This window comes from Streptomyces sp. NPDC006544 (genome assembly GCF_040611715.1).
Classification (GTDB): Bacteria; Actinomycetota; Actinomycetes; order Streptomycetales; family Streptomycetaceae; genus Streptomyces.
In genome coordinates this window covers 1-20,157 of record NZ_JBEXOV010000115.1, presented here as the reverse complement: position 1 = coordinate 20,157, position 20,157 = coordinate 1, and the positions used below count along the sequence as shown (strand labels likewise).

Below are 20,157 nucleotides of genomic sequence, written 5' to 3'. Positions count from 1 at the left end.
GCGCCGCCCTCGAGGAGTCGATCCGCCGCGCCCGGGTCGTGCACCGGGCCCAGCGCCGCACCGAGCACACCACTATGGTGCGGCGCTCCGGCGCCGCACCACCCTTCGGCGCTTCCCGTCACCACCCGTCGCCCCCGTCCGTCACTCCCACCCGCACCCGCCCCTGCCACCCCCGTCCGCCGCCGACTGGAGAACCCGCCCATGCGCACCCGCACCCGCTCCTCGCTCCACGGTCTGCTCGTCAGCCTCCTCCTGCTGGGTACGGGCCTGCTTCCCGCGGCCACCGCGACGGCCGCGGACAACGGCACCTGGGGCGTCTTCCCGACGCCGCCCGCCGGTGCGGCGATGACCGACCGCGCGTACTTCTTCCACCAGGGCGAGGCAGGCACCACCGTCGACGACAGCGCGACGATCGTGAACTCCTCCGACAAGGAGCTGACGTTCCGGATATTCGCGACCGACGCCGTGAACACCCCGGTGGGCGGCGCCTTCGCCCTGCTGCCGGTGGAGACGAAGCCCAAGGACGTGGGCACCTGGGTCGTGCTGCCGCCCGAGACGAACACCACCGTCACCGTGCCGCCCAAAGGGCGCAAGGACGTCCCGTTCTCCGTGAAGGTCCCGGCGGACGCGACGCCCGGCGACCACGTGGGCGGGATCGTCGCCCTCAACACCGAGGTGGAGGGCATCCAGCAGGAGGGCAAGGTCCAGGTCGGGGTGAAGCGCCAGGTCGGTTCCCGGCTCTACTTCCGGGTGCCGGGGCCGGTGACCCCGGGGCTCAGCGTCGAGGACGTGAAGGTCAGCCGGACGGCGCCGCTGCTGCCCTGGGTGAAGGACGCCCACGCGAAGATCTCGTACTCCCTGGTCAACCGCGGGAACGTGGTGGTCGAGCCGAAGGTGACGGTCACCGCCGAGGGCCTGTTCGGCCGCCGAGTGCTGGACCGTCCCGCCCGCGAGCTGAAGCTCGTGCTGCTTCCGGGCCAGCGGATCGAGCTGACCGAGGACTGGGCCGACGCGCCGCAGTCGGACTGGGTCACCGTGGACATCACCGCCGGCGCCTCGGCCTACCCCGATCTCGTGTCCTCGTCCACCGCGGACGTCCTCGCCGTGCCGTGGCCCGCGCTCGGCACCCTCCTCGTGCTGGCGGGCGCCGGGATCACCGTCTGGGTGCAGCGCCGACGCCGCCGGAACGGGGCCGAACAGCCCGCAGCGGCCCAGGACTTGGCCGAGGTCCGCTGACCGGTCAGGGTGTCACCAGGTGCCGGCGTCCGGCCATCGACCGGTACGGGAGGCCACCACCGACGGCACGACAGCGCGGCGAAGAGGGGCCCGGCCCGGAGGCGCGCGGGGAAGACCTTGCGGCGACCACGCGCGCGGCCGCGGACTGATCCGGGCGGGCGCCGACCGGCGGGTCGGCTTCACCGTCGTCCCGGACCACGGCCACGGCCACGTGATGCGGTCGGTGACCGCGGCGGCGGTCCGGTCGCTGTTCTGACCCGGCGACGGGCCGAACGGGCTCGCCCCCCGCGGTGAGGGTTGCGGGGGGCGAGCGGTCCAACGGGGCTGTGCCGTCAGTGGTTGCGCGGGAAGCCGAGGTCCACGCCGGCCGGGGCGTCCGACGGGTCGGGCCAGCGGGTCGTGACGACCTTGCCCCGGGTGTAGAAGTGGATGCCGTCGTTCCCGTAGATGTGGTGGTCTCCGAAGAGGGAGTCCTTCCAGCCGCCGAAGGAGTGGTAGCCGACCGGCACCGGGATCGGCACGTTGACGCCGACCATGCCCGCCTCGACCTCCAGCTGGAAGCGGCGGGCGGCACCGCCGTCGCGGGTGAAGATCGCGGTGCCGTTGCCGAACGGCGAGGCGTTGATGAGCGCCAGGCCCTCGTCGTAGGTCTCGGTGCGCAGCACGCACAGCACCGGGCCGAAGATCTCGTCGCGGTAGGCGTCTGAGTCGGTCTTGACGCGGTCGAGCAGCGACAGGCCGATCCAGTGGCCGTTCTCGTTGCCCTCAACCGTGTAGCCGGTGCCGTCCAGGACCACGTCCGCGCCCTGGGCGGCGGCGCCCTTCACGTAGGAGGCGACCTTGTCGCGGTGGGCGGCGGTGATCAGCGGGCCCATCTCGGAGGTCGGGTCGTTGCCGGGGCCGATCTTGATCTTCTCGGCGCGCTCGCGGATCTTCTCGACGAGCGTGTCGGCGATGGAACCCACCGCGACGACGGCGGAGATCGCCATGCAGCGCTCACCGGCCGAACCGTAGGCGGCCGAGACCGCCGCGTCGGCGGCCGCGTCCAGGTCGGCGTCCGGCAGCACGAGCATGTGGTTCTTGGCGCCGCCCAGGGCCTGTACGCGCTTGCCGTTGGCGGAGGCGGTGGTGTGGATGTGGCGGGCGATCGGGGTCGAGCCGACGAACGACACGGCCGCGACGTCGGGGTGCGCGAGGAGCGCGTCGACGGCGACCTTGTCGCCGTGCACGACGTTCAGGACGCCCGCCGGCAGACCGGCCTGGCTCGCAAGCTGCGCCAGCAGCGTGGAGGCCGAGGGGTCCTTCTCGCTCGGCTTGAGGATGAAGGTGTTGCCGCAGGCGACGGCCAGCGGGAACATCCACATCGGCACCATGGCCGGGAAGTTGAACGGGGTGATGCCCGCGACCACGCCGATGGGCTGGCGGATCGAGGAGACGTCCACGCTGCTGGAGACCGACGTCGACAGCTCGCCCTTGAGCTGGACGGTGATCCCGCAGGCCAGCTCGACGATCTCCAGGCCGCGCGCGACCTCACCCAGCGCGTCCGAGTGCACCTTGCCGTGCTCGGCGGTGATCAGCTCGGCGATCGCGTCGCGGTTGGCGTCCAGCAGGGCGCGGTAGGCGAACAGCACCTTGGTGCGGGCGGCCAGCGAGGACTGGCCCCAGGACAGGAACGCCTCCTTGGCGACCTGTACGGCCGAGTCGACCTCGGCGGCGGACGCGAGGGCGACCTGCGTGGTGACCTCGCCGGTGGCGGGGTCGGTGACCGGGCCGTAGTTGCCCGACGCGCCCTCGACGGTCTTGCCACCGATCCAGTGGTTGACGGTCTTCATGCCTTGCTCCTTCACAGATGGCGACGTCGCTGCGCGGCTTGCCGGTCGTACTCTTCGCGGGCCCGGGCCGCCGACGTACGGGTCGCGGTCTCGGCCACAGGAACATCCCACCACGCCTGCGCCGGAGGTGGGCCCGACACAGTGTCGGGTGTTCGGGTCTGTGCGTAGACACATGTGGGGCGGTCCGCCGCACGGGCCTCGGCGAGGGCTTTTCGCAGGTCACCCACGGTGCGAGTGCGGATCACGGCCATCCCGAGCGAGGCCGCGTTGGCCGCCAGGTCCACCGGAAGGGGGTCCCCGGTGTACGAGCCGTCGGACGCCCGGAAGCGGTACGCGGTCCCGAACCCCTCGCCGCCCACCGCCCCCGACAGGCCTCCGATCGAGGCGTAGCCGTGGTTGTCGAGGATGACCACCTTGACCGGGATCCGCTCCTGGACGGCGGTGACGATCTCGGTCGGGTTCATCAGGTACGTCCCGTCACCGACCAGCGCCCACACGGGGCGGCCGGGCGCGGCCAGCGCGACGCCGATCGCGGCCGGGATCTCGTAGCCCATGCAGGAGTAGCCGTACTCCACGTGGTACTGGTCCGGGGACCCGGGCCGCCAGAGCTTGTGCAGGTCCCCGGGGAGCGAGCCGGCCGCGTTGATCAGCACGTCGCTGCCGTCCACGAGGCCGTCGAGCAGGCCGAGCACCTGCGCCTGCGTCGGGACGGCGTCCTCGTCCGGGGCCGCGTAGGCCCGGTCGACCAGGCGTTCCCATCCCTTCTTCCCCTCTTTGTACGCCGTCTCGTACGCGGGGTCCACGCGGTACCCGGCCACCGCGTCCCGCAGGTCCTCCAGGCCCGCCCGGGCGTCGCAGACCAGGGGCCGGGCGGCGAGTTTGTGGGCGTCGTAGGGGTCGAGGTTGAGTCCGAGGAACCGCACGTCCGGGTGTCGGAACAAGGTCGCGGAGGCGGTGGTGAAATCCGTCAGCCTGGTCCCGGCGGCGATCACCAGATCGGCCTCGCGGGCCAGCGCGTCGGCGGTGGCCGTGCCGGTGTGCCCGATCCCGCCCACCTCGGCGGGGTGGTCCCAGGCCAGCGACCCCTTGCCCGCCTGGGTGGACGCGACCGGGATCCCGGTGTCCCGCGCGAACCGCGCCAGCGCCTCCTGGGCCCCGCTGTGCCGGATCCCGCCGCCGGCGACGACCAGCGGCCGGGCGGACCCCCGTACGGCCTCGGCGGCGCGCGCGAGCTCGGTGACGTCGGGGCGGGGCCGGCGGACGCCCCACACGCGCTCGGCGAAGAACTCCTCCGGCCAGTCGTACGCCTCGGCCTGGACGTCCTGGGGCAGCGCGAGCGTCACGGCGCCGGTCTGGACGGGGTCGGTGAGGACCCGCATGGCCTGCAGGGCCGCGGGGATCAAGGCCTCGGGTCGGGTGACGCGGTCGAAGTAGCGCGACACCGGGCGCAGCGTGTCGTTGACGGAGACGTCGCCCGCGTACGGGACTTCGAGCTGCTGGAGCACGGGGTCGGCGGGGCGGGTGGCGAAGGTGTCCCCGGGCAGCAGGAGCACGGGGATCCGGTTGACGGTGGCGAGCGCGGCCCCGGTGACGAGGTTGGTGGCCCCCGGCCCGATGGAGGTCGTGACGGCGTGCGCGGACAACCGTCCGCTCTGCCGGGCGTACCCGACGGCGGCGTGCACCATGGCCTGTTCGTTGCGGCCCTGCAGGAACGGCATCGCCTCCCGGCCGGTCTCCAGCAGCGCCTGCCCGATCCCGGCGACGTTCCCGTGCCCGAAGATCCCCCAGGTTGCGGCGATCAGCCGGCGCCGCTGCCCGTCGCGCTCGGTGTACTGCCGGCTGAGGAACCGGACGAGGGCCTGTGCGACCGTGAGCCGCGTCGGGGTCCGGGCCGCGGTCGGGGTCGTCATACGGAGTCCTCCGCGCGGTAGAAGGGCAGCCGGGGATCGACGTCCCGGCCGGACCAGGTGGAGCGGATCCAGGCGTGATCGGGGTGATCGCAGATGAGCCACTCCCTGGTCGCGTCGGGCCCCGCCATGACGTTCAGGTAGTACATGTCGTGTCCGGGCGCGGCGATGGACGGACCGTGCCAGCCGTCGGGGATGAGCACGGCGTCCCCGGTCCTCACCTCGGTGAGGATGTCGGTCTTCCCGGCCGGGGACGGGCTGACACGCTGATAGCCGAGTCCGGGCGTTTCCCGGTGACCGCGGATCTCGTAGTAGTAGATCTCCTCGAGCCGGGATTCCTCGCCGGGCCGGTGCTCGTCGTGCTTGTGGGGCGGGTACGAGGACCAGTTGCCGCCGGGCGTCAGGACCTCGACGGCGATGAGCCGGTCGCAGACGAAGGTGTCGGCGGCGGCGAAGTTGTTGACCTGCCGCGAGCACGTCCCGGCGCCCCGGAGTTCCACCGGGACCTCCCGCGCGGGTCCGTACCGCGCGGGGAGCCTCCGCTCGCACCGTGCCCCGACGAGCGCGAACCGGCCGCCGGCGGCGGAGGCGATCTCGGCGCCGCCGTCGCGGGGGAGGTAGGCGAAGTCGGTGACGCCGTCGAACACCGAGGTCCGGCCGCGCAGTTCGAGGACGAGGGGTCCGGGGAGCGGCCCCGGTGCGGGAAGGGGCGGCGCGGCGCCGGGCGGCTCCGCGGCGTAGGGCTCCCCGGCCCAGGGCTCCGCGCCGGGCGGCTCCGCGCAGCGGACCACGCAGCCCCCGGCCAGCGGGAGCACGATCCACTCCGCGTCCCCGCAGGCGTGCGTGTACGTCTCCCCCGGCGCGAGGTCCACCACCCGCAGCCGGGTGAGCGCCATCTCCGCCTCAGACACCAGCGGCACGGTCCAGCACCTCCTCCACCTCGTGGGCGAACGGCATCGCCGTCGAACAGGCCAGCCGCGACGCCACGATCGCCCCGGCGGCGTTCGCGTAGTGGATCACCCGCTCCAACTCCCACCCGGCGAGCAGCCCGTGGCACAGGGCGCCGCCGAACGCGTCCCCCGCGCCGAGCCCGTTGACCACGGTCACCGGCACGGGCGCGGCCTCCACCACAGTCCCGTCGCGATGGACCGCGAGGACGCCCTGCGGCCCCCGTTTCACCACCGCCAGCTCCACTCCCGCAGCGAGCAGCGCCCGCGCCGCCGCGTACGGCTCGCTCTCGCCGGTGGCGATCGCGCACTCCTCGGCGTTCCCGACGGCCACCGTCGCGAGCGCGAGGGCCCGCCGGTACCACCGCCCGGGGCCGGACTCCCCGGCGGCGTCCCCGGCACCGCTGGCGTCCCCGGCTTCGGCCCCGGCTCCTGCCCCGGCCCCGGCTCCGTCCTCGGAAGGCCACAGCATCGGCCGCCAGTCCAGGTCGAAGACCGTGGTCCCGGCCTTGCCCCGGGCCTCCAGCGCGCCCAGCGTGGCCGTCCGGCTCGGCTCGGCGCTGAGCCCCGTGCCCGTCATCCAGAACACCCGGGCGGCCCGCACGGCGTCGAGGTCGACCTCGCCCGCGCCGATCTCCAGGTCCGGGGCCTTGGGGTAGCGGTAGAAGTAGAGGGGGAAGTGGTCCGGCGGGAAGATCTCGCAGAAGGTGACGGGCGTCGGATAGGCCGCCACCTCTCCGGCCCAGCGGTCGTCCACCCCGAAACCGCGCAGCTCCGACCGGAGGTACGCGCCGAAGGGATCCGCGCCGGTCCGGGTGATCAACGCCGTCCTCCGCCCCAGCCGGGCCGCCGCGACCGCGACGTTGGCCGGGGATCCGCCCAGGAACTTCCCGAAGGTGTCCGCCTCCCCGAGCGGTACGCCCGTGTCGAGGGGGTAGAGATCCACTCCGATCCGTCCCATCGTGATCAGGTCGAACGCCAGCGGCCCCGTACTCATCACCACACCATCCTCCCGAACGCGTGCTCCCCGTCCCCCAGAGCGTCGCACTTTAAGGTGGCCGCATGACGTCCTCATCGCCCGCGTTGACCCGTATCCGCATCGGTTCGGCTCCGGACTCCTGGGGGGTCTGGTTCCCGGACGATCCCCGGCAGACTCCGTGGGAGCGGTTCCTCGACGAGGTCGCCGACGCCGGGTACGAGTGGATCGAACTCGGGCCCTACGGATACCTGCCCACCGATCCCGTCCGGCTCGCCGCCGAGACCGCCGGGCGCGGTCTGCGGGTTTCCGCCGGGACCGTCTTCACCGGACTCCATCACGGGCCAGCCGTGTGGGAGGACACCTGGGAGCACGTGTCGCGGATCGCGGAGCTCACCCGGGCCGTGGGCGCCGCGCACCTCGTCGTGATCCCGTCCTTCTGGCGCGACGACAAGACGGGCGAGGTGCTGGAGGACCGCACCCTGACGCCTGCCGGCTGGCGCGAACTGACCACGCAGACCGAGCGGCTGGGGCGGCGGGTCCAGGACGAGTACGGCCTGCGGATCATGGTCCATCCGCATGCGGACACGCACATCGACACCCCGGCGAACGTGGCCCGCTTCCTCGACGCCACCGATCCCGCGCTGGTCTCCCTCTGCCTCGACACGGGGCACTACGCGTACTGCGGCGGTGACAGCGTCGAGGCCATCGAGACCTTCGCCGAGCGGATCGGCTACCTCCACCTCAAGCAGGTGGACCCGCGCATCCTGGCCGAAGTCGTCGCGGAGCAGGTCCCCTTCGGGCCGGCCGTGGCCCGCGGGGTGATGTGCGAGCCGCCCTCCGGGGTACCCGCGCTGGAGGCGGTGCTGGCCGCCGCACAGCGGCTCGGCGTGGACCTGTTCGCCATCGTGGAGCAGGACATGTATCCGTGCCCGCCCGAGCAGCCGCTCCCGATCGCCCGCCGCACCCGCGCCTACCTGCGCTCCTGCGGCACCCGCTGACCCCCCCTGGAGGAGACCGACATGACCAGCACGCTCGGCATCGCCGTCATCGGCACCGGGAAGATGGGCTCCGACCACGTCCGCCGCTTCGGACGGACCGTCGGCGGAGCCCGGGTGGTGGCCGTGGCCGACCCGGACGGGGACCGGGTCAAGGAGGTCGCGGCCGCACTGGAGGGAGCGAGCGCCCACACCGACCCGGCGGCCGCGATAGCCGCGCCCGGGGTGGACGCCGTACTGATCGCCTCGCCGGGGCCCGCCCACGAGGAGGCGATCCTGCACGCGCTGGAACGGCGGCTGCCGGTGCTCTGCGAGAAGCCGCTGACCCCGGATCCGGCGGGCGCCCTGCGGATCATGGAGGCGGAAGAGCGGCTGGGCCGCCGGCTCGTCCAGGTCGGCTTCATGCGGCGCTACGACGCCGAGTACGTGCGGCTCAAGGAGCTGCTGGACGCCGGCGGCATCGGGCGGCCGCTCTTCCTGCACTGCCGGCACCGCAACGCCGCGTCGCCGTCCTTCTTCACCAGCGACATGCTGATCACCGATTCGGTCGTGCACGAGGTGGACGCGGCCCGCTGGCTGCTGGGCCAGGAGATCACCGCGGTGACCGTGCTCTCCCCCACCCCCACCTCCGCCGCCCCCGGGGGGCTGCGCGATCCCCGGCTGGTCCTGCTGGAGACCTCCGGCGGCGCCGTCGTGGACGTGGAGATCTTCGTCAACTGCGGTGTCGGGTACCAGGTGCAGTGCGAGGCGGTCGGGGAGGCGGGCAGCGCGCGGATCGGCGAGGGCCACGCGATGGTCGTCCAGTCGGGGGGCCGCTGGGGCGGGGAGATCGACCAGGACTTCACGGTGCGGTTCGCCGACGCCTACGACCGCCAGCTGCGCGGGTGGGTCACCGCGGCCGGCCGGGGCCGGGTGGACGGACCAGACGCGTGGGACGGCTACGCGGCTGCCGCCGTCTCCGAGGCCGGCCTGGCCGCGGCGCACAGCGGCGTACGGACCCTGGTGGAACAGGCGGAGCGCCCGGCCCTCTACGACCGCTGAACCGGTCCGCCGCCCTCCCGTTCACCCCCCTCGCGTCGCAACCCGTCCATTCTCCCCTCCCGTTCACCCTCACCTCGGATCAACCCATGTGTCACGTGCGGCACATGGGTCACCCGTACGGCATGCGCCGTACGTCCCCATGTGCCGCGTGTGTCACAGCCGTCACCCTTGTGTCACACATGTCTCCGTGACGCGGGTTCTCCGTCACAGCCGGTCGACAGACCCTCCCGCGCCTTCACCGTGCGTCGTTCTCCGGGCACAACCCGAGTGATCGTCAGCGTCCACGCGCCGGCTCCCCCGACGGCCTCCCGGCCGGCCCCGCGGCGTGGACAGGGAGGTGCCAAGGATGAGCGACCGGCAGCTGTGGTCGTACAAGGAGATCGCCGCCCACATCCGGGTCCAGCCGGACACCGTGCGCTCCTACCGCAAGCACGGGCTGCTGCCCGCGCCCGACCACGTGGAGGGCGGGAAGCCCTACTGGTACGCCGACACCATTCGCGCCTGGGTGGCCCGGCGCCCCGGCAACCGCGGCCGCCGCGAGGACTGACCACCACCGGCGCACCCCGGCCGGGACCCTCCGGGGCCAGATCCCGGAGGATGCTCGCATCGATACCCCCTAGGGGTATAGTCTCGGGATGTCGGGAGAACAGTGGAGGGATCCGCCGACTTCCGCGGCCCGGACACGCCCTTGAAGAGGAGAACGACATGAGCGCCGACACGGACACCCAGACCACCACCGTCTACCGGGTGACCGGCATGACCTGCGGGCACTGCGAGGGCGCGGTGACCACCGAGCTCTCCGCCCTGGCGGGCGTCAGCTCGGTCAAGGCCGTCGCCACCACGGGCGAGGTCACCGTGGTCTCGGCCGCCCCGCTCGCGGAGGCCGACGTGCGCGCCGCCGTGGACGAGGCCGGCTACGAGCTCGCCGGCCAGGCCTGAGCACCACCTCTTCGGCAGTACCCCGCCGGGCCGTACCGGCCAGCTCATACTGGTTCCGTACGGCCCGGCCATCCCCCTGGAGCCGGATCATGAGCAGCAGCACCGTGCACGACGGACCCATAGCGACGGCAGCGGGCGGCGCCCCCGCCGAGATCGAGCTGACCATCGGCGGCATGACCTGCGCATCCTGCGCGGCCCGCATCGAGAAGAAGCTGAACCGGATGGACGGGGTCAGCGCCTCGGTGAACTACGCCACCGAGAAGGCCAAGGTCTCCTACGACGGAGGCGTGCGGGTCGCCGACCTCATCGCGACCGTCGTCAAGACCGGCTACACCGCCGCGGAGCCCCCGCCGCCGGAACCCGAACCCGTACCGGAACCCGGTCCCGGAACAGGGCCGGAGGAGGGACGCGACCCGGAGCTGGCCGCGCTGCGCCAGCGACTCCTGGTCTCCGCCGCGCTCGCCCTGCCCGTCGTCCTGCTCGCGATGGTCCCGGCCCTCCAGTTCGACAACTGGCAGTGGCTCTCGCTCACCCTCGCCGCCCCCGTCGTCGTCTGGGGCGCCCTCCCCTTCCACAGGGCGGCCTGGACCAACGCCCGGCACGGCGCCGCCACCATGGACACCCTGGTCTCGGTCGGCACCCTGGCCGCGTTCGCCTGGTCCCTGTGGGCCCTGTTCTTCGGGCACGCCGGGATGCCCGGCATGCGGCACGGCTTCGAGTTCACCGGCTCCCGCACGGACGGCTCCTCGGCGATCTACCTCGAGGTGGCCGCCGGAGTCGTCAGCTTCATCCTGCTCGGCCGGTACCTCGAGGCCCGCTCGAAGCGGAAGGCCGGCGCGGCCCTGAAGGCCCTGATGCGGCTCGGCGCCAAGGACGTGGCCGTCCTGCGCGCGGGCACCGAGGTGCGCATCCCCGTCAGCGCGCTCACCGTCGGCGACCGGTTCGTCGTCCGGCCCGGCGAGAAGATCGCCACCGACGGCACCGTCGTCGAAGGCAGCTCCGCCGTGGACGCCTCCATGCTGACCGGCGAGTCCGTCCCGGTCGAGGTCGCCGTCGGCGGTCTCGTCACCGGCGCCACCGTCAACACGTCGGGCCGCCTGGTCGTCGAGGCCACCCGCGTCGGCTCCGACACCCAGCTCGCCCGGATGGCCGGGCTCGTCGAGGACGCCCAGAACGGCAAGGCCGAGGTGCAGCGCCTCGCCGACCGGATCTCCGGGGTCTTCGTACCGATCGTGCTCGTCCTGGCCCTGGGCACCTGGGTGACCTGGCTTCTGATCACCGACGACCCGACGGCCGCCTTCACCGCCGCCGTGGCCGTCCTGATCATCGCCTGCCCCTGCGCCCTGGGCCTGGCCACGCCGACCGCGCTGATGGTCGGGACCGGCCGGGGCGCCCAGCTCGGGATCCTGATCAAGGGCCCCGAGGTTTTGGAGTCCACCCGTCGCGTGGACACGGTCGTCCTGGACAAGACCGGCACCGTCACCACCGGCCGGATGACCCTGGCCGGCGCGTACACCGCCGAGGGCGTGGAGGAGGGCGAACTGCTGCGCCTGGCCGGTTCCCTGGAGCACGCCTCGGAGCACCCCATCGCCCGCGCCATCGCCACGGGCGCCGCCGAACGGGCCGGCCGGCTGCCCGTACCGGAAGGGTTCGAGAACGTCGCCGGACTCGGCGTGCAGGGCGTGGTCGACGGACACGCCGTCCTGGTGGGCCGCGAGAAGCTGCTGGCCGACTGGTCGATCGCCCTGCCCCCCGCCCTCGCCGAGGCCAAGGCCACCGCCGAGGCCGCGGGCGCCACCGCCGTCCTGGTGGCCTGGGACGGGGAGGCCCGCGGGGTGCTCACCGTGGCCGACGCCGTCAAGGAGACCAGCGCCGAGGCCGTCTCGCGACTGCGGGCCCTGGGGCTCACCCCCGTCCTGCTGACCGGCGACAACAAGGCCGTCGCCGAGACCGTGGCCCGCGAGGTGGGCATCGACGAGGTCATCGCCGAGGTCCTCCCGCAGGACAAGGTGGACGTCGTACGCCGGCTGCAGGCCGAGGGCCGGACGGTCGCCATGGTCGGCGACGGGGTCAACGACGCGGCAGCGCTCGCCCAGGCCGACCTGGGCCTGGCGATGGGCACCGGCACCGATGCGGCGATCGAGGCGAGCGATCTGACCCTCGTACGGGGCGACTTGCGGGTGGCGGCGGACGCGATCCGGCTCTCCCGCCGGACCCTGGCCACCATCAAGGGCAACCTGTTCTGGGCCTTCGGCTACAACGTGGCGGCGCTGCCGCTCGCGGCCGCGGGCCTGCTCAACCCGATGATCGCGGGCGCCGCGATGGCCTTCTCCTCGGTCTTCGTGGTGACCAACAGCCTGCGGCTGCGTTCCTTCCGCTAGTGACCGGCCTTCGCGTCTCGCACACACTTCCTTCACGGGAGACGCAGATCACAGCGACCGCAACGTAACCATCGGGCAGGCCCGTGGGTCTAATGGGGCGATGCCAGGAACGTCTTGGGGGCGTTCGCGGGGGTCTTGGGGGACTTCCGTGGCATGGCCGGCCGGGACGCGTGCTCCAGGGAAGCCTTGAGCGGCCCTCCCGATCCGTACGGGTCCCGGCACACCCAACCGGAGCGCGCCCGCGCGCTCCACGCGAACACCCGGTCCGGGTCCCGTGGGGGGAATCCGTTCCGGGGTATGGAAAGCGCCCCGACCTTCGACCCGTGGGGGGATCGATGGCGGGGCGCTTTTCCTGTATCCACAGGCAGTGCGTCCTACGCGTCCTTCGGCACTGCGGTCCTACGGGTACTGCGGGTACTGCGGGCACTGCGCTCCGAGTCTCGGGTCAGCGGATCCCGGAGGTGCGGGCCTGGTTCAGCGGGCCTCGACCGGGACGAAGTCGCGCAGGACCTCGCCGGTGTAGATCTGGCGCGGGCGGCCGATGCGGGAGCCGGGCTCCTTGATCATCTCGTGCCACTGGGCGATCCAGCCGGGAAGGCGGCCGATCGCGAAGAGCACGGTGAACATCTCGGTCGGGAAGCCCATGGCCCGGTAGATCAGGCCGGTGTAGAAGTCGACGTTCGGGTAGAGGTTGCGCTCGACGAAGTAGTCGTCGGCCAGCGCGTGCTCTTCCAGCTTCAGGGCGATGTCGAGGAGCTCGTCGTCCTTGCCGAGCGCCGAGAGGACATCGTGCGCCGCCGCCTTGATGATCTTCGCCCGGGGGTCGAAGCTCTTGTAGACGCGGTGTCCGAAGCCCATGAGGCGGACGCCGTCTTCCTTGTTCTTCACCTTGCGGATGAAGGCGTCGACGTCGCCGCCGTCGTTCTTGATGCCCTCGAGCATCTCCAGAACGGACTGGTTGGCGCCACCGTGCAGCGGACCCCACAGGGCCGAGATGCCGGCGGAGATCGAGGCGAACATGTTCGCCTGCGAGGAGCCGACCAGACGGACGGTGGAGGTCGAGCAGTTCTGCTCGTGGTCCGCGTGCAGGATCAGCAGCTTGTCGAGGGCCGCGACCACGACCGGGTCCAGGTCGTACTCCTGGGCCGGCACGGAGAAGGTCATGCGCAGGAAGTTCTCGACGTAGCCGAGGTCGTTGCGCGGGTAGACCACCGGGTGGCCGACCGACTTCTTGTACGCGTACGCCGCGATCGTCGGAAGCTTGGCGAGCAGCCGGATCGTCGAGAGGTTGCGCTGCTTCTCGTCGAAGGGGTTGTGGCTGTCCTGGTAGAACGTGGACAGCGCGCTGACCACGGAGGACAGCATCGCCATCGGGTGCGCGTCGCGGGGGAAGCCGTCGTAGAAGCGCTTGACGTCCTCGTGCAGCAGCGTGTGCTGGGTGATCTCGTTGCTGAACGTCGCGAGCTGGTCGACGGTCGGCAGCTCCCCGTTGATCAGCAGGTAGGCGACCTCGATGAAGGTCGAGCGCTCGGCAAGCTGCTCGATCGGGTATCCGCGGTAGCGCAGGATGCCCTGCTCACCGTCGAGGTAAGTAATGGCGGACTTATAGGCGGCGGTGTTTCCGTAGCCGCTGTCCAGGGTGACCAGCCCGGTCTGAGCCCTGAGCTTCGCGATGTCGAAGCCCTGGTCACCGACGGTGCTCTCGACCACCGGGTAGGTGTATTCACCGTCCGCGTACCGCAGTACTACAGAGTTGTCGCTCACGTCATCCCTCACCGACGTAGTGCCTCTTCTTCGAGGTGCCCTGACTGCCTCTACCTTCCCCCATTTGGCACAGGTGAGTGCACTCGGGGTCGGGGTTTGGTGTTTTTGACGGCACTGAGTGCCTTCAAGCTGCTCATCCTGCCTCGTCGCACCGGCGGCGGATAGCCCAAATGATCGATCATTTAGGTGATGTTTCCCACCGGTATGCGTCCGGAGAGCCGAGGAGCCACGGCCGTGTACCTCCTGCCTGCGGAAACGGTACGCACCGCCTGCCCGAGGGCCTTGCGGGACCCGACGAGGACGACCAGTTTCTTCGCCCGGGTGACGGCCGTGTAAAGCAGATTCCGCTGGAGCATCATCCAAGCCCCCGTGGTGACCGGGATCACGACCGCCGGGTATTCACTCCCCTGGGAGCGGTGGATGGTGACGGCGTACGCGTGGGCCAGCTCGTCGAGCTCGGTGAACTCGTAGGTCACTTCCTCGTCTTCGTCCGTGCGCACCGTCAGGCGCTGTTCGTCCAGGTCCAGGCCGGTGACGACGCCGACGGTGCCGTTGAAGACGCCGTTGGCGCCCTTTTCGTAGTTGTTGCGGATCTGGGTGACCTTGTCGCCCACCCGGAAGACCCGGCCGCCGAACCGCTTCTCGGGCAGGTCGGGCCGGGCCGGGGTGATGGCCTGCTGAAGCAGGCCGTTGAGGTGGCCGGCGCCGGCCGGGCCCCGGTGCATGGGGGCGAGGACCTGGATGTCTCGGCGCGGATCGAGCCCGAATCTGGCTGGAATGCGCCGGGCGGCGACGTCGACGGCGAGCTTTCCGGCCTCCTCGGTGTCCTCCTCGGCGAAGAGGAAGAAGTCGGGCAGGCCGTCCGTGACGGGCGGCAGGCCGGTGTTGATCCGGTGGGCATTGGTGACCACGCCGGACTGCTGGGCCTGCCGGAAGATCGTGGTCAGCCGGACGGCGGGGACCGGGCCGCCCTCGGCGAGCAGGTCGCGCAGGACCTCGCCGGCCCCGACCGAGGGCAGCTGGTCCACGTCCCCGACGAGCAGCAGGTGGGCACCCGGCGCCACGGCCTTGACCAGCTTGTTCGCCAGCAGCAGGTCGAGCATCGAGGCCTCGTCCACGACGACCAGGTCGGCGTCGAGCGGCCGCTCCCGGTCGTACGCGGCGTCCCCGCCGGGTTTCAGCTCCAGCAGCCTGTGCACGGTGGAGGCCTCGGCGCCGGTGAGCTCGGCCAGCCGCTTCGCCGCCCGGCCGGTGGGGGCGGCGAGCACGACCTTGGCCTTCTTGGCGCGGGCCAGCTCCACGATCGAGCGGACGGTGAAGGACTTGCCGCAGCCCGGACCGCCGGTGAGGACCGCGACCCGGCGGGTGAGGGCGAGGCGGACCGCGTCCCGTTGCCCAGGGGCCAGCTTGGCCCCGGTCCGGCCGGCGAGCCAGCCCAGGGCCTTCTCCCAGTCCACGTCCCGGAAGGCCGACATCCGGTCTTCCTCGGTGTTCAGGAGCCGGCGCACCTGGCCGACCAGGGACAGCTCGGCACGGTGGAAGGGCACCAGGTACACGGCGGTCAGCGGGTCCGGGCCGCCCTGGGGGTCCGGGACGGACTCCCGTACGACCCCGTCCGGATCGGCGGCGAGCTCGCCCAGGCAGTCGATGACCAGCCCGGTGTCCACCTGGAGCAGCTTGACCCCGTCGGCGATGAGGCGGTCCTCGGGCAGGAAGCAGTGTCCCTGGTCGGTGGACTGGGACAGCGCGTACTGCAGGCCGGCCTTGACCCGTTCCGGGCTGTCGTGCGGGATGCCGACGGACTGGGCGATGCGGTCGGCGGTGAGGAAGCCGATGCCCCAGACGTCGGCGGCGAGCCGGTAGGGCTGGTTCTTCACCACGGAGATGGAGGCGTCGGCGTACTTCTTGTAGATGCGCACCGCGATGGAGGTCGAGACGCCGACTCCCTGGAGGAAGACCATGACCTCCTTGATGGCCTTCTGCTCCTCCCAGGCGGCGCCGATCATCCTGGTCCGCTTGGGGCCGAGGCCCGGCACCTCGATCAGCCTCTTCGGCTGCTCCTCGATGACGTCGAGGGTGTCGGTCCCGAAGTGCTCCACGATCCGGTCGGCGATCTTCGGGCCGATGCCCTTGATCAGGCCGGAGCCGAGGTAGCGCCGGATGCCCTGGATCGTCGCGGGCAGGAGCGTGGAGTAGTTCTCGACGGTGAACTGCCTGCCGTACTGGGGGTGGGAGCCCCAGCGGCCCTCCATGCGCAGCGATTCACCCGGCTGGGCCCCGAGGAGCGATCCGACCACCGTGAGCAGGTCGCCGGCGCCGCGGCCGGTATCCACCCGGGCGACCGTGTATCCGCTTTCCTCATTGGCGTAGGTGATGCGCTCGAGCACCCCCTCGACCACTGCCAGTTGCACCGCCGCGTTGGTAGTCATGCCACGAAACTACCGCCCGGCGCCGACACTCCGCGGGCCCTGTGGACAACTCCCGCGCGCCCCTCCGCGGCCGGCCGGAAGACCGAAAGGGGGTCCGGCCTTCCGGCCGGACCCCCTCACGGTTACCCCTCCCCCGTCGGACTTCCCGATCCCCCCAGATCCCTCCCCGGAAGCGCCGACGCACCGTATGACCCGCCACCCCCGCCCGTGGTTGCACGCCGATTCACACCTTTACTTCTCCATTACCGAAGGGTGATCCGGGCGCGACCCGAAATGCTGGTGAACCACCGCAGAAGTAGCGTTTCCGGCATGAGCGAACCTTCATTTCAGGACGATGTGATCCACGAGCTCGGCGACGACCGGCTGACCGAGATCGCCGGGCTCCTCGGCACCGACGCGGACGGCGCCCGCGCGACCGTCGCGACCACCGTCGGCGCGATGACCGGCGACCTCCGGGCGAAGGCCGAAGCCGATGACGAGGACGGCCACGAGGTCCGCCGGGCGCTCACCGAGGTGAGCGAGCCCCCGCCGCAGGGCGTCGCCACCCTCGGCGGCGGCCTGGGCGGCATGCTCGGCGGCGGAATGATGGCCGGGGTGCTCGCCAAGGTGAGCAAGCCCGTGGCCAACGCCGTCTCGAAGAAGACCGGCATCCCGGCGCCCACCGTCAGCCGCGTGATCGACATGCTGATCCCGGTCGTGCTGGCCGTCTTCGCCAAGCGCGCGGCCGGCCAGGCCGGCGGCGCGGGCACCGGGCGCGCGGGCACGGCGGCGCCGGCCGACGGCGCCGACTCCCCGATCCCCTCCCCCGGCGCCGTACCTGCTTCGGCGGGCACGGCCGACGCGGCCCCGGGCGGCCCGTCGGCCGGCGGCGGCCTGGGCGACCTGCTGGGCCAGATCCTGGGCGGCGCCAAGAAGTAGCGCGGAGCGGCGGGCGCGCCACCCCGCCCTCGGCGCGTCCGTCGCGGAACGCGTTCACCCGTGCGGCGCAACGCGGGACCGGGAGGACCGACGCCTCCCGGTCCCCGCCGCCCCGCTATCCTCGGTCGCCATGGAACCCCGAGGTGACACCGCCCCCGGACGCGTGAGGCTGCGGGAACCGGAGCCCGGCGAGCTGGGCTGGATCGTGCAGCGGCACGGCGCCCTCTACAGCGCCGAGTACGGCTGGAACGCCGAGTTCGAGGGCCTGGTGGCCCGGATCGTCGCCGACTTCGCCCTGGACCACGACCCCCACCTGGAGCGGGTCTGGATCGCGGAGCTGGACGGCCTCCCGGTCGGCTCGGTGATGTGCGTGCGCGACGACGGCGCCCCCACCACGGCCCGGCTGCGGCTGCTCCTGGTGGACCCGGCGGGCCGCGGCCACGGAATCGGCGCGCTGCTCGTCGCCACGGTCGTCGCCTTCGCCCGTTCGGTCGGCTACCACGAGGTGGTCCTGTGGACCAACGACGTGCTGTCCTCGGCCCGTTCCCTGTACCGGCGCGCCGGCTTCACCCTGGTCGCCGAGCACCCGCACCGGTCGTACGGGGTCGCCCTCACGGGGCAGGACTGGCGGCTGCCGCTACGGGAGAACCCGTAGGGACCGGGCCCGCGCCTCCCGTGGAGCCCCCGGGCCCGACCGGCCCCGGGGACCCCGCCGGGTCCGCTGTACGGGACTTCGCGCGCGCGGAACCCAGCGAGGTCAGCGACACCCCGCCGACGAGCAGGGCCGCGGCCACCCAGCGCGGCCCCGAGACGCCCTCCCCGAGGACCAGCGCGGCCGAGGACATCCCGAAGACCGGCACGAGCAGGGAGAACGGCGCGACGGAGGAGGCCGGGTAACGGCGCAGCAGGTATCCCCACGCCCCGAAGCCGAAGACGGTGGACACCCAGGCCACGTACCCGATCACCGCGGCCCCCGACCAGTCGAGGGCGCCCAGCGCGGCGAGGTCCCGCCGGGGGCCCTCGATCAGCAGCGAGAGCGCGAACAGCGGCAGCACCGGGACCACGCACACCCAGACCATGAAGTTGAGCGCGTCGGGCGGCGCGGCCTTGCGGGTCAGGACGTTGGAGACGCCCCAGCAGGCGGCGGCCGCGACGACGAGGACGAAGCCGGGCACCGGTCCGGAGGTGCCCCCGTCCACGGCGGCCACGGCGATCCCGGCGAGCGCGACGGCCATGCCCGCGATCCGTACCCGGCCGGGGCGTTCGCGCAGCACGACGGCGGCGATCACGGCGGTGAAGACGGCCTGGACCTGCAGGACGAGCGAGGAGAGCCCGGCCGGCATCCCGTGCGCCATTCCCGTGAAGAGCAGCCCGAACTTGGCGATGCCGAGGGCGATCCCGACCCCGGCGATCCACTTCCAGGCGACCTTGGGCCGCCCGACGAAGAAGACCGCCGGGACGGCGGCGACGAGGAAGCGCAGGGCGGACAGGAGCAGCGGCGGGAAGTGGCCGAGGCCGATCTCGATGACGACGAAGTTGAAGCCCCAGACGGCGGCGACGAATACGGCGAGTGCGGTGTGTACGGGACGCATGCCTCGAGCATCGGCCGGAGAACCCTTTAGCACCAGCGCGGATCCCTTCCGGGTTGGATGAAGCAGCGCTTACGCTTGGCGCATGCTCGACCTCGCCCGGCTCCGCGCCCTGCACGCCGTCTCCGTCCACGGTTCGGTCGCGGGCGCGGCGGCCGCCCTCGGATACACCCCCTCCGCCGTCTCGCAGCAGATCGCCAAGCTGGAGCGGGAGACCCGCACCACGCTGCTGGAACGGCGCGGGCGCGGCGTCGCGCTGACCGAGGAGGCCCGCCATCTGGCGGAGACCGCACAGCAACTGCTGGCCATCGTGGAGCGCGCCGAGACCACCCTGGAGGAGCGGCGCGGACAGCCCAGCGGGCTGCTGACCGTCTCCGCCTTCGCCTCCGCCGCGCGCGGACTGCTGCCGGGGGTGCTGGCCGACCTGGCCGTCCGGCATCCCGCCCTGGACGTACGGCTGACGGAGGTCGACCCCCACCTCTCGGTGGACCTGGTGGCCCGGGGGGTCACCGATCTGGCGGTCGCGCACGACTGGGACATCGCCCCGCTGCCCACCCCCGAGGGGGTGGAGCAGGCGGTGATCGGGGACGACGCCTGCGACCTCGTGGTGCCCGCCGGGCATCCGTTCACGACCCGCGCCGTCATCCGCCGGGCCGATCTGGGCGGGCTGCGGTGGGTGTGCCAGCCGCCCGGCCGGGTCTGCCACGACTGGCTGGTGCGCACCCTGCGCGCGGTCGGCTCCGAGCCCGACATCGTGCACGTCGCCGAGGAGAACCACACGATCGTCGCGCTGGTCGCGGCCGGTCTCGGGGTGGCGGTCGTACCGCGCCTGGGCACCGGGGCCCTGCCGCCGGGAGCGGTGGCCGTCCCGCTCGAACCGGGGCCCGTACGGCGGCTGTACGCCCTGTGGCGGACCGGGGCGGCCCGCCGGCCCGCGATCACCGAGGCCGTGCGGACCGTGCAGGAGCACTGGGACCGGCGCGGGCGGCCCCCCGTCCGGGGGACCTGAGGAGTGTCCGTCGCCCTGAAGGCGTAGCCCGGCAGTAGCGTCCGGCGCGTGCCGTACCAAGCCTCCCGCCGGTCCCTGCTCGCCGCGGCCGCCATGGCCGCCGTCGCCGCCGCGGGGGCCGCCTCCGCCGCCCTGGTGACCTCCCGCTCGCCCGGCGGACCGGCCCCGCGGGGCCCGGCGCCCGACGACCA

At 72.5% G+C, this 20,157-nt stretch carries 15 protein-coding genes and 1 pseudogene; 9 read left to right on the top strand and 7 right to left on the bottom strand.

Annotation, left to right across the window (positions count from 1 at the left end):
* Positions 1-201 precede the first annotated feature (201 nt).
* Positions 202-1,236 (top strand): DUF916 domain-containing protein, encoded by a 1,035-nt coding sequence (locus tag ABZY44_RS33050; RefSeq protein WP_356660361.1) that lies wholly within the window; start codon positions 202-204, stop codon positions 1,234-1,236.
* A gap of 332 nt (positions 1,237-1,568) precedes the next feature.
* Here ABZY44_RS33050 and ABZY44_RS33045 read toward each other — a convergent pair whose 3' ends face one another.
* Genes ABZY44_RS33045 through iolC form a run of 4 tightly spaced genes read right to left on the bottom strand, consistent with a single transcriptional unit; the run spans position 1,569 to position 6,919 of the window.
* Entirely contained in the window at positions 1,569-3,068 is a 1,500-nt protein-coding gene (locus ABZY44_RS33045) for a CoA-acylating methylmalonate-semialdehyde dehydrogenase (protein WP_356660359.1), read from the bottom strand.
* Between the two features lie 11 nt (positions 3,069-3,079).
* Positions 3,080-4,978, bottom strand: a complete 1,899-nt coding sequence (gene iolD / locus ABZY44_RS33040) for a 3D-(3,5/4)-trihydroxycyclohexane-1,2-dione acylhydrolase (decyclizing) (protein WP_356660357.1) — start codon at positions 4,976-4,978, stop codon at positions 3,080-3,082.
* Positions 4,975-5,871, bottom strand: a complete 897-nt coding sequence (gene iolB / locus ABZY44_RS33035) for a 5-deoxy-glucuronate isomerase (RefSeq protein WP_356660363.1) — start codon at positions 5,869-5,871, stop codon at positions 4,975-4,977. Before iolB ends, iolD begins: the two co-directional genes overlap by 4 nt.
* A gap of 7 nt (positions 5,872-5,878) precedes the next feature.
* Positions 5,879-6,919 carry a 5-dehydro-2-deoxygluconokinase gene (gene iolC / locus ABZY44_RS33030; RefSeq protein ID WP_356660355.1) on the bottom strand — a complete coding sequence of 347 codons (1,041 nt, stop codon included), beginning with the start codon at positions 6,917-6,919 and terminating at the stop codon, positions 5,879-5,881.
* A gap of 65 nt (positions 6,920-6,984) precedes the next feature.
* Here iolC and ABZY44_RS33025 point away from each other — a divergent pair, with 65 nt between their 5' ends.
* The 5 genes from ABZY44_RS33025 (at position 6,985) to ABZY44_RS33005 (ending at position 12,257) form a co-directional block, all read left to right on the top strand.
* Positions 6,985-7,899 carry a sugar phosphate isomerase/epimerase gene (locus ABZY44_RS33025; protein WP_356660353.1) on the top strand — a complete coding sequence of 305 codons (915 nt, stop codon included), beginning with the start codon at positions 6,985-6,987 and terminating at the stop codon, positions 7,897-7,899.
* A 21-nt stretch (positions 7,900-7,920) separates the two neighbouring features.
* Positions 7,921-8,937 (top strand): Gfo/Idh/MocA family oxidoreductase, encoded by a 1,017-nt coding sequence (locus ABZY44_RS33020; RefSeq protein ID WP_356660351.1) that lies wholly within the window; start codon positions 7,921-7,923, stop codon positions 8,935-8,937.
* A 346-nt stretch (positions 8,938-9,283) separates the two neighbouring features.
* Positions 9,284-9,484: a MerR family transcriptional regulator gene (locus tag ABZY44_RS33015; protein ID WP_053674774.1), complete on the top strand. Its 201-nt coding sequence runs from the start codon at positions 9,284-9,286 to the stop codon at positions 9,482-9,484.
* A 158-nt stretch (positions 9,485-9,642) separates the two neighbouring features.
* Entirely contained in the window at positions 9,643-9,876 is a 234-nt protein-coding gene (locus ABZY44_RS33010) for a heavy-metal-associated domain-containing protein (RefSeq protein WP_356660349.1), read from the top strand.
* Between the two features lie 89 nt (positions 9,877-9,965).
* A complete protein-coding gene (locus tag ABZY44_RS33005) occupies positions 9,966-12,257 on the top strand; it encodes a heavy metal translocating P-type ATPase (protein WP_356660347.1) in 2,292 nt (763 codons plus the stop codon).
* 474 nt (positions 12,258-12,731) lie between these two features.
* Here the strand turns inward: ABZY44_RS33005 and ABZY44_RS33000 are convergent, their stop codons facing one another.
* Together ABZY44_RS33000 and ABZY44_RS32995 are read right to left on the bottom strand one after the other, a co-directional pair.
* A complete protein-coding gene (locus ABZY44_RS33000) occupies positions 12,732-14,021 on the bottom strand; it encodes a citrate synthase (RefSeq protein WP_215034358.1) in 1,290 nt (429 codons plus the stop codon).
* Between the two features lie 182 nt (positions 14,022-14,203).
* Positions 14,204-16,450, bottom strand: coding sequence for an ATP-dependent RecD-like DNA helicase (locus ABZY44_RS32995; RefSeq protein ID WP_356660344.1), 2,247 nt, complete (start codon positions 16,448-16,450; stop codon positions 14,204-14,206).
* 309 nt (positions 16,451-16,759) lie between these two features.
* Here ABZY44_RS32995 and ABZY44_RS32990 point away from each other — a divergent pair, with 309 nt between their 5' ends.
* Both ABZY44_RS32990 and ABZY44_RS32985 read left to right on the top strand, forming a co-directional pair.
* A complete protein-coding gene (locus ABZY44_RS32990; protein WP_356660342.1) occupies positions 16,760-17,368 on the top strand; it encodes a DUF937 domain-containing protein in 609 nt (202 codons plus the stop codon).
* Positions 17,369-17,537: 169 nt separating this feature from the next.
* Positions 17,538-18,023, top strand: a pseudogene (locus ABZY44_RS32985) (GNAT family N-acetyltransferase); the annotation flags it as partial.
* Here the strand turns inward: ABZY44_RS32985 and ABZY44_RS32980 are convergent.
* Positions 17,980-18,960: an EamA family transporter gene (locus ABZY44_RS32980; protein ID WP_356660340.1), complete on the bottom strand. Its 981-nt coding sequence runs from the start codon at positions 18,958-18,960 to the stop codon at positions 17,980-17,982. The pseudogene ABZY44_RS32985 and the gene ABZY44_RS32980 overlap by 44 nt on opposite strands.
* An 82-nt stretch (positions 18,961-19,042) precedes the next feature.
* Here ABZY44_RS32980 and ABZY44_RS32975 point away from each other — a divergent pair, with 82 nt between their 5' ends.
* The gene (locus ABZY44_RS32975; protein ID WP_356660338.1) at positions 19,043-19,966 is read left to right on the top strand and encodes a LysR family transcriptional regulator; all 924 of its coding nucleotides are present in this window, start codon (positions 19,043-19,045) and stop codon (positions 19,964-19,966) included.
* Positions 19,967-20,157 lie beyond the last annotated feature (191 nt).